This is a genomic window from Paenibacillus sp. FSL H3-0457 (assembly GCF_037981725.1).
Classification (GTDB): domain Bacteria; phylum Bacillota; class Bacilli; order Paenibacillales; family Paenibacillaceae; genus Paenibacillus; species Paenibacillus amylolyticus.
In genome coordinates, this window is sequence record NZ_CP150283.1 from 6390061 (window position 1) to 6405445 (window position 15385).

The window sequence follows — 15385 nt, forward strand, 5'->3', positions numbered from 1 at the left end:
GAGAGGAGAAGAAACCATCGTATGAAAGGTATTATTAATTTTTCACTGAACAACAAGTTTGCGATTTGGATTCTGACGATTATCATCTCTTTCGCAGGTTTGTACAGCGGATTGACGATGAAACAAGAGACAATCCCGAACATCAACGTACCGTTTCTGAATGTCACTGCCATTGATCCGGGGGCTGCACCGGAGGGAATTGTTGAGGATGTCACGAAGCCGCTGGAAGTAAAACTACGCAATGTAGATGGCGTGAAGACGGTGACCTCCACTTCTATGGAGAACGCAGCATCGATCACACTCGAATTTGATTATGGAACAGATCTGACCAACGCAACTGCAACCGTTCGTGAGGCACTGAATGAAGTTCAACTGCCTGACAGTGTGCAGAAGCCGACCATTTCCAAGTTCAGCATTAACTCTTTCCCGGTTGTATCTCTGAGCCTGTCCGACAAGGACGGCGGTGACCTGGAACAATTGACACGACTGGTTGAATCGGATATTCAGCCTGCACTCGAAGACATTGACGGTGTAGCTCAGGTTCAGGTGTCCGGTCAATATGTAAAAGAAGTTCAATTGAAGTTTGACCAAGCCAAAATGGCCGAGCTGGGCCTAACGGAAGATACGGTAAACGGCATTGTTCAAGGTTCATCCATTCGTGTGCCCCTTGGACTGTTTGAACTGGATAAATCCCAGAAAGCCGTTGTTGTAGATGGCAACATCATCGACATCGATGATCTGAAAAACCTTGCCATTCCAGTTGTACCCGGCGGTGCCGGTGCTTCCGCAGGCAATGGTTCAAACGCAGCCCCACAAGGCTCTGGAGCACCAACTGGTGAAGCTGGTCAAGGTACCGCTCCAGGTGCTTCACAAGGAACGGACCAAGCCGCTGGTGGTAATGCCGGTGTAGGTAGCCCTTCAGCTGCTGCCAACGCAGCTGGTATCCCGACAGTAAAATTAAGTGAAATTGCCAAGATCGAAGTCATCGGTCAAGCGGAATCCATTTCCCGGACAGACGGCAAGGAATCGATTGGTATTTCCATTGTAAAATCCAACGATGCCAACACGGTTGATGTCGTTAACGCAGTCAAAGATAAAGCTGAAGAGTTGCAATCGCAGTTCAAAAATGCTGATTTGACTGTATTGCTTGACCAAGGTAAGCCGATTCAGGACTCGGTGAACACGATGTTGGGCAAAGCCGTTTTTGGCGCCTTGTTTGCCATCCTGATCATCCTGCTCTTCCTGCGTAATATTCGTTCAACCATTATCTCCATTATCTCGATCCCGCTCTCCTTGCTCATGGCATTGACTGCTCTCAATATGATGGATATTACTTTGAACATGATGACGCTGGGTGCGATGACGGTTGCCATCGGACGGGTTGTCGATGACTCCATCGTTGTTATCGAGAACATCTACCGCAGATTAACACTCAAAGGTGAAAGATTGAAAGGCCGTGAACTAGTCCGCGAAGCAACTCGCGAGATGTTTGTGCCAATCCTTTCTTCCACGATCGTAACTATTGCGGTATTCCTGCCACTGGCATTGGTAAGCGGCATGGTCGGTGAGTTATTCACGCCATTTGCACTGACCATGGTATTCGCTTTGCTGGCATCCCTGATCGTTGCCATTACCATTGTGCCGATGCTTGCGCACACCCTGTTCCGTGGAGGGTTGAAGAACAAACAGAATCACGAAGAAAAACCAGGCAAAATGGCGGAAGGTTACAAACGCTTGCTGAACTGGACCCTGTCACACAAACTCATCACCGTCAGTATTGCAGTGATCTTGCTGGTCGGCAGTTTGTTCCTGTACCCGTTCATCGGTGCAAGCTTCTTGCCAGAGCAACAGGATAAATATGTGACCATTACGTACAGCCCACAAACCGGAGCTTTGCGTGAAGATGTCGAAAAAGAAGCACTCGTTGCCGAGAAGTGGTTGCTGGAACAACCAGGTCTGGAGAAAATGCAATATTCCATCGGCGGAAGTAATCCACTGAGCAGCATGGGTGGCGGTGGTTCCAACTCGGCTCTATTCTATATTGAATATAACGAAGACACGAAAGACTTTACCAAAGTGAAGGAACAGCTTGTAGAAGGTCTGAAGAAAGAAGTTACCGTAGGTACCTGGAATGAGCTCGACATGTCCGGCGGTCTGGGTGGCAGTGGCTTGAGCCTGTCCATCTATGGCGATAATGTAGAGCAACTCAAACCTGTATCGGACGAAATTCTGAAACTGGTTGAAGCGGATAAGGATAATTTTGAAAAAGCAGATACAACACTTGCTGACACCTACGGGCAGTATACGCTCGTGGCGGATCAGGAGAAATTGAGTTCCCTGGGCCTGACTGCAGGCCAACTGGCGATGACGCTGAGCCCGGCACGGGAACGTCCTGTGCTTACGGAAGTCGATATCGATAACAAAACGTACAAAGTATATGTAGAGACAGACAACAAAACATTCAGCAGTATTAAAGAAATTGAGGATGAAACCGTCACTTCACCGCTTGGCATCGAAGTACCAATCAAAGATGTTGCCAAAGTAGAAGAAGGTACGTCCCCGAACTCCATCATGCAAATTGATGGTAAAGTTGTCGTACAAGTCACAGCCAACATCCTGGCTTCGGATGTAACGAAAGCTTCGAGTAACCTACAGGCTGAGATCGACAAGCTGGATCTGCCTGATGGCGTTGAAGTGAAGTTTGGCGGTACAACCGAACAGATTAATGATACCTTTACTCAACTGGGTCTCGCCATGCTGGCGGCCATCGCCATTGTATACTTCGTGCTCGTTGTTACATTCGGCGGCGGATTGGCACCATTCGCAATCCTGTTCTCCCTGCCATTTACGGTCATTGGTATTATGGTAGGTCTGTTCATCGCTGGTGGTACGCTCGACGTCTCGGCCATGATGGGTGGACTGATGCTCATCGGTATCGTGGTCACCAACGCTATCGTGTTGATCGACCGTGTTATTCACAAGGAAAAAGAGGGTATGCCTACCCGTGAAGCCTTGCTGGAAGCCGGTGCAACACGTCTGCGTCCAATTCTGATGACCGCTCTCGCAACTATCGGTGCCCTCTTGCCACTGGTAACGGGTCTCGAAGAGAGTGCGGGTATCATCTCCAAAGGACTCGGAATTACCGTAATCGGTGGTCTGATCAGCTCCACGCTGCTCACGCTGGTTATCGTACCGATTGTGTATGAGTTCCTGATGAAATTTAAAAAGAAAAGAATCGAAGATTAAGAAGTCGTTGATTGTACTCATGTAACGGTTCGAGTACAACTTAAATGTAGACTATAATATTAGCTTCTCGCCCCTTAGCGCATATTGGAATGGTTGAATTCCGATGTGATGTTAAAGGGCTTTTTTTTATGTAATTTACACGATACATAGACTGACATATAAATTCTTCACTTTAATCAAAATCACAAAAAGCACAGTCCCATTTGTCATTTGAAACAAATGAACGTTAGATTTCAGCCCATTGGCTGTAAATAGAATTATAATATGGATTAATTATGTAAGTTGACGGATTCCAGACTCCAGATAGATCACATGTGATTGGGGAAGGATGGTGGTTGTGTGGGGGAGACAACGCTTCATATTCAAGTCAGAGACATGTTAAAACGTCCTGTGTTTCGCAAGGCAGAAGTCCTGGCCAGTGATCGTGCGCTGGAGCGGTATGTTCGCTGGGTTCATATCATGGAGGTTCCCGAGGTGGGGGACTTGCTCAATGGCGGGGAATTGGTGCTGACAACAGGCATTGGCTGGCAGGAGGGTGAGCAGCAAGGCCTGTCTTTTCTGCGTCAGTTAATTGCACGTGGGGCTGCCGGACTCTGTATGGAACTGGGGGATCACACCAAGTTACAGCTCGGGGCTATGAAAGAAATTGCAGTAGCAGCTGATTTTCCGTTGATCTGGTTCCACGAACAAGTCCGTTATATCGATATTACGCAAGACTTGCATTTCACCCTGATTCGCAGTCATCAGCGGATGATCGCTGAACTCGATAGTCTCACCACCTCCTTTAACCAACTTCTTCTGAATGGAGATGGCGTACAACCTCTGCTTCGATTATTGTCACGAACAACCGGATGTGCCGTGGCGTTATATCCACTTGAAGGGGAAGCAAGTGCCGTTCCCTACTGCCCTCCAGAGCAGCTGGAGACTCGTCGGCAGGATTGGTTTTTGCAGCGGGAACATTTGGCGGGGGAGGATATTCCGAATTTAATGCAGCTGTCAGATAACACATTGGATGTGATCAGCATGCCTGTTCAGGCGTTGGACTACACCTTTGCCGACCTTGTGCTGATGCATCAAAAGCTGACGGATCAAGATTCAAGCATACCGATCAAACCTTCGGATGAATTCGTCATTCAGGCACTGGAACGATGCGCGGCCGCGATTGCTCAGGACTGGATGCGAACCAAATACATGGAAGAGAAACGCCGCTACAAAGAAGATATGTGGGTCATTGATTGGCTTAACGGACACCACTCCACGAAGGAAATCCATGAATATATATCTACCGTTAATCCCCTTCTCGCAACGAGCAAAGCCACTATTATTTTATTCGACAACAATCCAGCATACACAGATAGCCTCAGACTTCAGAAGTTGTTGATCCAACGTAACATCGTCGCCCGGTCGGTATTTGCTCGGGAGAACTTCACCCTCTACAGCACCGTTCTGAACCACCAGATCATTCTTATCATTCTCGACCCACTACCTGGATCTCAGCGCAAAAGCAGTCTCTGGCGCTGCATCGAACAGCTGCAGCAGCACGAGCAGGAACAGACCCACTGCCTCTTCTCAGGCTTGATCGGTATCAGTCATAACTGCACAGACCTCTCCCGTCTCAAGGATAGTCTGGAATCCGCGAAGGAGACACTGCGAATTCAGAAGGACATCGGTGTGATGCAGCAGCCCTTTTACAGTAATCTTCATTGTTACCGCATCATCGCTAGTATGAAGCAGAGTGGCAATCTGGATGATTTCATCGAAGAATATTTGGGGCCGCTCATTCGTTGCGATGTGGAGAAAGGAGGTCAGCTGCTGCGGACCCTCAAGCAATATTTGGTCCTGTGCTGCTCCAAGCAAGAGACAGCCACCGCTCTATATATCGTCAGACAGACACTGTATCACCGTTTGGACAAAATCGAAGCCCTTTTGGGAGAAGACTATATCCTCCCCGAGAAAAGGGTCGCGATCGAACTTGCCATCTACGCTTATGAGTACGTACACGGCCCGATCGCATGAAGAGCTTCATTATGGTCTACGCTCCCCGTTGCTCCTGAAGCTGGCGAATCAGGATGTGACTGAACCACTTCCGTCCAGACGCCGTGCCTACGTATTGCTCTTGTTTCTCTTCGGGAAGATCCGGGTGCCCCCATATGACGTGAGCACCCTCCAGATGTTCCCGTACCGCATAGATCCGATAACCCTGTGCAACCATTCGCTCTATGGCGATCCTCTCGGCCTCAAACACATCATGATCCGACATCAGCTTCTCCCTCCATTCACTGCCGCCACAGGATGTTTCATCGGTATGGGCGCGCCTGCATCATACTTGTTGCGCTTCACATATTGGCCTGCCCCTGCTGTTCCGGTATACTGCCGATCTCGAATGACATACTCCCCGCGGCACAACACCGTCACCGGACATCCCTGTACCTGCATACCTTCAAATGCACTGTAATCCACGTTCATATGATGCGTATCTGCTGAGATCACCCTGTTTACAGAGGGGTCAAAAATAACGATATCCGCGTCTGTCCCGACAGCGAGAGTCCCTTTCTGCGGAAATAGTCCAAATAACTTGCTCGCTCTTGTCGAACATAGATCAACCCACTGATTCAGTGTGATCCTTCCTTTGACTACACCTTCGGAATACAGAATGCTGAGGCGATCTTCGATGACAGGCCCCCCGTTCGGAATTTTACTGAAATCATCCTTGCCCAAGTCCTTCTGCCCCTTGAAATTAAACGAGCAATGATCGGAGCCAATCGTCTGCAACTGACCACTTTTCAATGCATTCCACAACACTTCCTGATGCGCAACTTCCCGCAGCGGAGGTGACCAAACATACTTTGCACCCTCAAAGTCCGGCTGATCCATGATCGACTGATCCAGTGTCAAATACTGAGGACAGGTCTCCCCCCAGATCCGGTAGCCCATTTCACGCATACGCGCAATTTGCTCCACTGCTTCCGCACAGGTCACGTGCACCACATACAGCTGCGAATCCGCAAGTGCAGCCAGACGCGCCGCACGCCCTGTTGCTTCTCCCTCCAGCATGGATGGACGAGTCAGCGCATGATGAATCGGCTCCGTGCGCCCTTCGGCGAGCGCCTGTCGAACCAGCAGGTCAATGACATCCCCGTTCTCGGCATGAACCATGACGAGTGCGCCGTACTCTTTTGCCTTTTGCAACGTCTGGAAGAGAATCCCGTCATCCGCCTGAAACTGGTTTTTATACGCCATGAACACCTTGAAGGATGACACACCCTCTTCTTCAATGATCTGCGGCAGCTCTTCTAACACCTGATCATTCATCTCGCCGATCATGAGATGGAAACCGTAGTCGATGGCGGCTTTACCCTCGGCTTTGGCATGCCACTCCTGGAGAGATTCGATTAATGGACGGCCTTTTTGTGTCAGACAAAAATCAATGATCGTTGTTGTACCACCAAAGGCTGCCGCTGTCGTTCCCGTCGCAAAATCATCCGCCGTTACCGTTCCACCGAAGGGCATATCCAGATGCGTATGCGGGTCGATCCCGCCCGGAATGACGTAACAGCCCGCTGCATCCACAACCTCCGTTCGTTCGTCAGGCATCAGTCCGATGCCAATCTGTGTGATTTTACCCTTTTCGATCAAAATATCTGCTTCAAAGGTATCCGACGCCGTGACCAACACACCGTTACGAATCAATTTGCGGGTACTCATGATATCGCCTCCTTGGTTGATTGATCTCTAACGGATTGCAACATCGCAATCGCAGACTGCCTTTCATTCCAGGTTACAGGTTCCTGCTCAGGTACAAGTTCAACCATCTCAATCGCCCCATCCACCGGGCAAACGATCGAACACAGATTACAGCCAACACAGTCCTCTTCCACCACTTCCAGATAGGAGCCGGACGGGCCGGTCAACATATCAATACATTGATGCGAGGTGTCCTCACAAGCAATATGGCATTTGTTGCAATTGATGCAGACATCGCGGTTGATGCGGGCGACCACTTTGTAGTTCAGATCGAGATTGCCCCAATCCGAGTAACGTGGAACCGTCTGACCTACCAGTTCTGCTACACTGCTCAGACCCTTTTCATCCAGATAATCGTTCAGCCCATCAATCATGTCCTCCACAATACGGAATCCATGATGCATCGCTGCGGTACATACCTGAACCCCTGTAGCGCCCATGAGCAGAAACTCTGCGGTATCCCGCCAATCAGATATGCCGCCTATGCCAGAGATTGGCACACCCACCTCCGGATTACGTGCACACTCCGCAACCATGTTCAGTGCAATTGGCTTCACAGCTGGGCCACAGTATCCACCATGCGCTCCTTTGCCGCCCACATGGGGCACGGTATTCCACGAATCCAGATCCACACCTGCCAGGGAGTTAATTGTATTGATCAGGGAGATCGCATCCGCGCCACCTCGTACAGCTGCCCGGGCTGTCGCCGTAATATCCGTGATATTCGGCGTGAGCTTCACAATCACCGGTGTGGTCGCCACTTCCTTCACCCACATCGTCTGTAGTTCGACCAGGTCAGGTTGCTGACCGGAGGCAGCTCCCATGCCACGTTCAGCCATGCCATGCGGGCAGCCAAAGTTCAGCTCCAGGCCATCGACGCCGACGGCTTCCACCTTCTTCACAATCTCATGCCACTTCTCCCGCGTAGGTTCCACCATCAGTGAAGCGATAACCGCACGGTCCGGGAAGCGTTTCTTGGTCTCGGCGATCTCCCGCAGATTCACTTCCAGCGGACGATCGGATATCAATTCAATATTATTAAACCCCGCCACCCGTTGCCCACCAAAATGGACCGCCGCGAAACGCGAGGATGTATTGATAATTGGCTCACCCAGCGTCTTCCACACCGCACCACCCCAGCCGGCCTCGAATGCACGCTGGACCTGATATCCCGTATTGGTTGGTGGTGCAGAAGCCAGCCAGAATGGATTGGGTGATCGAATACCTGCCAGATTAATGGATAAGTCAGCCATAACGATCCCTCCTTGGTGTTGTTTGAAATTACTATATAAGTTGAACTAAAGATTATTTACACTGACACTACGATGACAGAATAACCTTCCAATCGCTGTTATCCCCAGATTTTTTTGATTCCCTTTTCCGAAAGGGAAAATCCGGGGATAAAGGCGAACGCTTTGCTTTTTCAGGTTTTTTCTGTCCTCTCCGTTATCGTGTAAATGATTAGTTCAACTTATATAGTTACACTGGAATATTTGGTCGTGCTCAGGATCTCTGCGTAGTAAGGGTGTTTCTGGATAACACCTAAATTCTAACGAACCGTACACCTCTTATTGGACTCATTTGCGGCAATTTCAAAATCTAACGAATCGTAGAAAGCTTATATTACTGTAGTAGCTCATTTCGGCTTCATTTCAACAGGTGTTCGTCAACATAAGACGTGTGAGATTCGTTAGATTTTCCAATCCTCGGTAATTGCCACTATAAGGTGTGTAGGGTTCGTTAGCGTGTCAGGTACACGAGAATTTGATGTACCCACACTTCTTGCTCAGATCTGATCTACACCTATATCACTCTATCAGTCCCTTGCGCCCTCCCACCTTCGCCTCTCCTTGTACTCTCTCCTTACACCCTTTCATTGCACGGTTTCCGTGTACTCTCCACTTTTCCTTGTCTCGCTCACAACTCACGCCGTCTCTTCCACCTGTCCAGGCAACGCCTTCATGACTGCGGCGGCAGCCAGCTTACCCTGCTGTGCAGCCGAGACAACCATCGCCTCACCCTGGCCCTGACCAAAAATGACATCTCCTGCCGCATAGATCTGAGGATGCGAGGTACGATACGTATGCGGTTCGATCTCAACGACGCCCCATTGGTGACGCAGCCCAAACGCTTCGATTAATGGTAATAACCGATGCTGCCCAATAGCCCGGATGACCGTATCACATTCAATCATGAACTCCGATCCCTCGACAGGCGCAGGCAACGCGCGCCCACCACCAGACGGGGTAATTAGCTCCATTTTCACGCATTCCACAGCCTGAACCCGACCGTTCTCGTCTCCAATGATACGCTGCGGCATCGTAAACCAGCGGAACTCCACACCCTCCTGCTTGGCAAACGTATATTCAAACGCATACGCCGTCATCTGACTTTCCCCGCGCCGATATAACATCTGCACCCGCTCGGCACCAAGACGTACCGAACAAGTCGCTGCATCTATCGCCGTATTACCCGCGCCAATAACGGCGACCTTCAGACCATTCAAAGCGGGTGGAACACCTTGCTTGGTAGACTCCACCAGTTCAATCGCATCATAGACACCTTCCAGTGTCTCCCCTTCAATGCCCAGCATGGGTACTGAACCCATGCCACAGGCCAGAATGACCGCTTCATGTTGCTCCAGCAACTGCGAAGCAGGAATATCCACACCAATGCGCACCCCATAACGGATCTGCACACCAAGTGCCTCCACCTGCTCCACTTCCCATAGCGCAACCGATTCGGGCAAACGGAAAGATACGATGCCGTACGTATTCAACCCGCCGCCTTTGGGTTTGGCCTCGTAGATCGTCACCTCATATCCTTCGCGCCCCAGTTCACGTGCCGCCGACAGTCCTGCTGGCCCTGCTCCCACTACAGCGACGGTTCTCCCATTGGCAGGTGCTGCCTGGAATAACGGCTCATTCTTCGCCCGCACCCAGTCGGTGGCATATCGCTGCAAGTCACCAATCCGGATCGGCTTCGACGATTCGTTTAACACACATGCGCCTTCACAGAGCTCTTCCGTGGGACATACACGTGCGCAGCTGGCTCCAACCGGATTCGCATCCATGATGGTGCGGGCCGATCCTTTCAGGTGCCCTGTTGATATTTTGCTAATAAAAGAAGGGATATTAATGTCGGTTGGACAAGCCTTGATACATGGTGCATCGTAACAGTACAGACAGCGGTTCGACTCCTCCATCGCTTCCTTACCTGTCATGGCGGGTTTCATCTCGGCAAAACTACTCTCCCACCCATAATCGGATAACGTTGTTCCTGAGCTGTTCATCAATGTCATGCACCTCCTGAAGTTTGATCCGCGCAACTTCCAGCTACTTTTACAGACTAACCAGATGTTCGTACGTTTCCGGCCTGCGATCGCGGTAGAACTGCCACACATTACGCACCTCACGAATCATCTCCGTATCCATCTCGCCAATGACGACCTCATCCTGATCCCGGCTGCCTATCGCTACCATTCTGCCTCGCGGATCGACCAGGTACGACTGTCCATAAAATTCACCCATATTCCATGGCGCTTCCACGCCAACCCGGTTGATGGCCGCTACATAATAGCCGTTAGCTACCGCATGAGCAGGCTGTTCCAGTTTCCACAGATATTCCGATGTACCCGCAACCGTAGCGGACGGATTGAACACAATTTCTGCCCCTGCGAGCCCAAGCAATCGTGCCCCTTCCGGAAAATGACGATCATAACAGATGTACACACCCACTCTGACGTAGGCCGTATCAAAAACCGGAAACCCAAGGTTACCTGGTTTGAAATAATACTTTTCCCAGAACCCATTCGTACCCTCACCTGCTTCCACATGCGGGATATGATGTTTGCGGTATTTGCCCAGATACGTACCATCCGCATCTATAACGGCTGCCGTATTGTAATACGAAGCAATGCCCTCCACCTCGTATACAGGTAAAATAATCACCACCACAAGCTCCTTTGCCAGCTCCTGAAAACGTCTGGTCGTCGGTCCTTCCGGCACCGGTTCAGCGGATGCATACCATTTGGGATTCTGCTCTGTGCAAAAGTACGGCCCATAGAACACTTCCTGCAACCCGATGATCTTGGCCCCTCTTGCAGCCGCTTCACGGACCAGCACAATGTGTTTCTGAACCGCAGCCTCCTTATGCACCTCAACGGGAGCTGAACCTTCAATCTCATGAGAAGCCTGGATTAATCCGATGCTGATTTTGCTCATAACGTCACAACGCCTCCTCAGGTAAAATGGTTGGTTGGTTCACTCCACTACACATCCTCCGAATGGTGCGATATAACACTTCCGTGCCGAGTCCAATATCCTCCGGGGAGGAATATTCGCTGGGATGATGACTGATGCCGTCCTTGCTGCGGACAAAAATCATGCCATAATCACACACAAGCGAAAGGGCCAACGCATCATGGAACGGACCACTCATCAGTTCTGGCAAAGTAACCCCAATCTCTTCCGCGGATGAACGAATCACCGACTTGATTGGCTCTGCACAATACCGCGGCTCACTATTCGTATCCTCTGTCAGCGAGTAGGTTAGACCATATCGGAAACTCACGTCATCCAAAATGTTCATCAATCGGGCTTCAAGCCGGTTCCTGCGCTCCATCTCCATGTCTCGTAAATCAACCGTGAAGCTGACTTCCTCCGGGATAATGTTACGCGAGTCTGGAAACACCCTCAGACTTCCCACCGTACCTACAGTTGGAGCTTCCGGGTCTTCTCTCACCATATCGTCAAAAGCCGCAATGACTTTGGCGCTACCTACCAGAGCATCATGCCGCATTCCCATCGGAACGGAGCCGGCATGACCCGCCATGCCTTTCATCGTCACCGTAAGCCACAACGGACCCGAGATGCCCGTCACCAGACCTACTGGTGCATTCATCGCTTCCAGCACCGGCCCCTGCTCAATGTGCAACTCCAGATAACTGCCTATGGAACCTGGCGGATAGATCGCCTCTTCAAAATCCGAAGGAGAACAGCCAAAGGCTTCCAGTGCCTCCCGGCGGGTCACTCCATTTTTATCCTGCCGCTCCAGTTCGCCTTCTTCCAACTGACCCGTTATGCCACGTGAGCCGAACAGGCCTTTGTTAAAACGGGAACCCTCTTCGTCGCAAAAGGCAATTATCTCAATTGACATTAGGGGCTGAATGCCATTTTCGATCAGGCATTGCACTGCTTCGAGCGCGCCTAGCACACCAATCGCTCCATCATATCGACCGCCATAAGGCTGAGAGTCGATGTGGGAACCAATCATGAGGAGCGGCAGCGCCTGATCCGCACCCTCCAGACGACCAATCAGATTGCCAAACGGATCAAGTCGCGTCGTCAGACCGGCATTTTCCATCCAGAGACGAACTTGTATGATGCCATCCATATCTTCCGGGGTCAGGGCAAGTCGGCAAACACCCGTCTCCGCGATTCGGCCAATCTGTGACAACTGCTCAATTCGCTCATTCAGCCGAAGCTGATTAATGAGTTTGCCTGTTGTGGTCTGCATCCTTCCTCGCCTCCTTGCGCTTATTTTCGCGTAATGATATGAAAATTTTCATCTCGCTTGCTAAACCGTAAACGTCTGTCGTACCTGTGTATGGCAACTAACCTGCGTCCAGACTACGTAGCGCAACGAGTAAACTTCCAGCGATCAGATCCAACTCATCCTCGGTGGTAACAAACGGTGGAGAGATCGTCAAAATGTTTGCAAACCCCGGTACGGTATCGCCGTTCTTGCCAATCAGGATGCCATCCCTTTTACAACTGGCGAGTACCTTCATTACTTTATCCGCCTCCGCAGGAGATCCGTCTGCTTCAATCAATTCAATGCCACAGGCGAATCCGAATGAACGGATATCCCCCACAATGGACAACTCCAGCAAAGGTTCCAGCTTCTCACGAAGCAGGTTTCCCAGTTCCTCCGCCCGGCTGACCAGATTCTCTCGTTCCAGAATCTCCAGATTCGCCAGTGCCACCCGGCAGGATACCGGATTCCCGCCAAACGTATTCACATGGCGAAAATGGGTATCCGGGCCGGGTTCCCGGAACGTGTCGTACAGATTGGCTCGCACCGCCGTTGCTGATAGCGGTGAATACGCACTGGTCATGCCTTTTGCCATCGTCACAATATCTGGCTGTACGCCATAGTTCTGATGACCAAACTTCTGCCCAGATCGGCCAAAACCGCAGATTACCTCATCTACAATGAGCAGCACGCCATAGCGCTGACAGATCTCTTGCACGGTACGCATATAATCCGGTGGGGGTACAATCATGCCGCCCCCTGTGATCACCGGCTCCATAATTACTGCGGCAACCGTCTCAGGACCTTCCCAACGAATCACCTCTTCATAGATGGTTGCACATTCGAGTCCGCATCCATCCTTGTTTCGTCCAAACGGACAGCGGTAACAATACGGTGGTGGAACATGAGAGAAACCTACGCCGAGTGGCTCGTATTTGATCTTGCGTGCGGCTTGCCCGGTGGCGCCCAGCGCTCCCATGGAGTTACCGTGATAGGCACGGTGACGGGAGATGAATTTGTGCCGAGTAGGCTCACCATTCTGATGGTGGTACTGACGGGCTATTTTGAAAGCCACCTCATTTGCATCTGAACCTGAGTTGGAGAAGAATATTCGATACTCCCCCTCCAGCCATTCATTCAGCTTCTCCGCCAGCAAAATCGCCGGTTCATGACTCTGCGTCATCGGTACATAAGCGAGTGCTTTCATCTGTTCGTAGGCACTTCTCGCAATCTCCTCACGGCCATGCCCCACATTCACACACCACAGTCCCGACATCGCATCCAGATAACGTGTACCATCCTGATCAGTGATCCAGCTGCCCTCCCCGCTTACTGCAATCATCGGATGATCGTTATGAGGCGAGATGTGATGCCACACGTATTTGCGATCCTTCTCCAGCCACTCTTCTTTCGTACTGCCAAGCGGCTGCGGCTGCTGATCCACAGAACTCATTCGTCATCCTCCTTCTATAAGCTGATCCAATATGCTTTACACTTGCCCACTCCGATTGCAGTACCATCTTCCGATCGCTGTTATCCCCCGATTTTCTAGATTCATTTTTCCTAAAGGAAAAATCTGGGGATAAGCGTATGCTTCCGATGCAGCTTTCTTTCAGAAAGCTTTTAGCGCACGCTTCGCTTCCTCAGATTGGTTCTGCACTCTTCGTTCTCGTGTAATGTTGGTCCACGCTTATTTCACCGCTTCTTCATAGATGCTTTTCTCCAGCGCTTCATCCAGATTTGCGGCTTTTTTGATCAAACCATAATTCAGTGCAATATCCGCAGTTCGGGCAAAAGACTCATCCACAAAGCTACCGACCTGCTGCTCCGTAAATCCTTCCGGGCGAATTAGCTTCGCAATCTCTTCCAGCATCGTTACCTGATGTTCACGAGTGGTGCTGCCATCCGTCACATTACTCATCACGATATCCACCGTTTCATCCTGTTGATCAATGGCGTAGTTCCAGCCTTTTAGAATGGCACGGGTTACTTTGACAGCAAGCTCACGGTTGCTGTCTACCCAATCCTTCTTGGCAATCAACGTATCCTCCAGCATGCCAACACCGGCATCTTCAATGTTGAACACATCAAGATCGGATTCTTTCGTTCCACTTTCCAGTACAACGTGATATTCGTTATAGATTGTTGCCGTAGCTACATCCACCTGATCATTGAAAAACTGATCCATCGTGAACCCCTGCTTCACCAGTTCAATGTCTTTCTTCGGATCCAGGCCATTCTTCTCCATGAACGCGAGCACCTGAAACTGCTGACTGCCGAACCAGGTACTGACCTTCTTACCTTTTATCTGAGCCGGATCAGTAATACCCAGGGACTTCTTGGCGATTAAGCGATAGCTACTCTTCTGTGAGATCTGGGCGAGCGAGACGAGCGGTAGACCGTTATCCCGGCTGACCAGCAGACTATCTACTCCTGTGATCCCCACATCGGCCGCGCCATTAACCACCTGCTGCTCAATCACGATATCCGGACCACCCGGAATAATCTCGGCATCAATGCCTTCATCTGCAAAAAAACCTTTTTCCTTCGCTGCATAGATCCCAGCAAACTGCGCCTGCGGCACCCATTTCAGCTGAATTTTCACTTTGGTTAAGGGTTGATCTGCCTCTCCCGCTCCTCCTGAACTCGCAGCAACAGGCTCAGCCGCCGGCTCGGACTTCGTAGAACATGCGCTCAGCATCGTAACAACCAACAGGACCAATACCAGCAAACCCGGCTTCAACGTTTTGTACATGTACAGAACAACCCCCTGTTTATATACGATTTTTCTAGCATCAGTCCGTGTTCAAAAAGTCTGCTTTTCAGTACCGTGGACTTTTTGAACAACCTCAATCACGTA

At 50.5% G+C, this 15385-nt stretch carries 10 protein-coding genes; 2 read left to right on the plus strand and 8 right to left on the minus strand.

Features of this window, described 5'->3' with window-relative positions:
- Positions 1–21: 21 nt before the first annotated feature.
- Positions 22–3246: an efflux RND transporter permease subunit gene (locus MHH25_RS28180; protein WP_340018649.1), complete on the plus strand. Its 3225-nt coding sequence runs from the start codon at positions 22–24 to the stop codon at positions 3244–3246.
- Between the two features lie 339 nt (positions 3247–3585).
- Positions 3586–5262, plus strand: coding sequence for a PucR family transcriptional regulator ligand-binding domain-containing protein (locus MHH25_RS28185; RefSeq protein WP_340018650.1), 1677 nt, complete (start codon positions 3586–3588; stop codon positions 5260–5262).
- 16 nt (positions 5263–5278) lie between these two features.
- On the opposite strand, the gene MHH25_RS28190 is transcribed toward MHH25_RS28185, so the two are convergent.
- From MHH25_RS28190 to MHH25_RS28225, 8 genes are all read right to left on the minus strand, one after another.
- Complete coding sequence (locus tag MHH25_RS28190; protein WP_062836929.1) at positions 5279–5506, minus strand: hypothetical protein; 228 nt, start codon at positions 5504–5506, stop codon at positions 5279–5281.
- Entirely contained in the window at positions 5506–6951 is a 1446-nt protein-coding gene (gene hydA / locus MHH25_RS28195) for a dihydropyrimidinase (RefSeq protein ID WP_340018651.1), read from the minus strand. Before hydA ends, MHH25_RS28190 begins: the two co-directional genes overlap by 1 nt.
- Positions 6948–8243: an NAD-dependent dihydropyrimidine dehydrogenase subunit PreA gene (preA, locus tag MHH25_RS28200; protein ID WP_340018652.1), complete on the minus strand. Its 1296-nt coding sequence runs from the start codon at positions 8241–8243 to the stop codon at positions 6948–6950. The genes hydA and preA overlap by 4 nt, the downstream gene beginning before the upstream one ends.
- 671 nt (positions 8244–8914) lie before the next feature.
- Positions 8915–10282: an NAD(P)-dependent oxidoreductase gene (locus MHH25_RS28205; protein ID WP_076319241.1), complete on the minus strand. Its 1368-nt coding sequence runs from the start codon at positions 10280–10282 to the stop codon at positions 8915–8917.
- A gap of 49 nt (positions 10283–10331) precedes the next feature.
- On the minus strand, positions 10332–11213 hold the full coding sequence (locus MHH25_RS28210) for a nitrilase-related carbon-nitrogen hydrolase (protein WP_076328716.1): 882 nt from the start codon (positions 11211–11213) through the stop codon (positions 10332–10334).
- Between the two features lie 4 nt (positions 11214–11217).
- Positions 11218–12507, minus strand: a complete 1290-nt coding sequence (locus MHH25_RS28215; protein WP_076319243.1) for a M20 family metallo-hydrolase — start codon at positions 12505–12507, stop codon at positions 11218–11220.
- A gap of 97 nt (positions 12508–12604) precedes the next feature.
- Positions 12605–13978: an aspartate aminotransferase family protein gene (locus MHH25_RS28220; protein WP_340018653.1), complete on the minus strand. Its 1374-nt coding sequence runs from the start codon at positions 13976–13978 to the stop codon at positions 12605–12607.
- 237 nt (positions 13979–14215) lie between these two features.
- Positions 14216–15280 (minus strand): ABC transporter substrate-binding protein, encoded by a 1065-nt coding sequence (locus MHH25_RS28225; RefSeq protein ID WP_340018654.1) that lies wholly within the window; start codon positions 15278–15280, stop codon positions 14216–14218.
- Between the last annotated feature and the right edge of the window lie 105 nt (positions 15281–15385).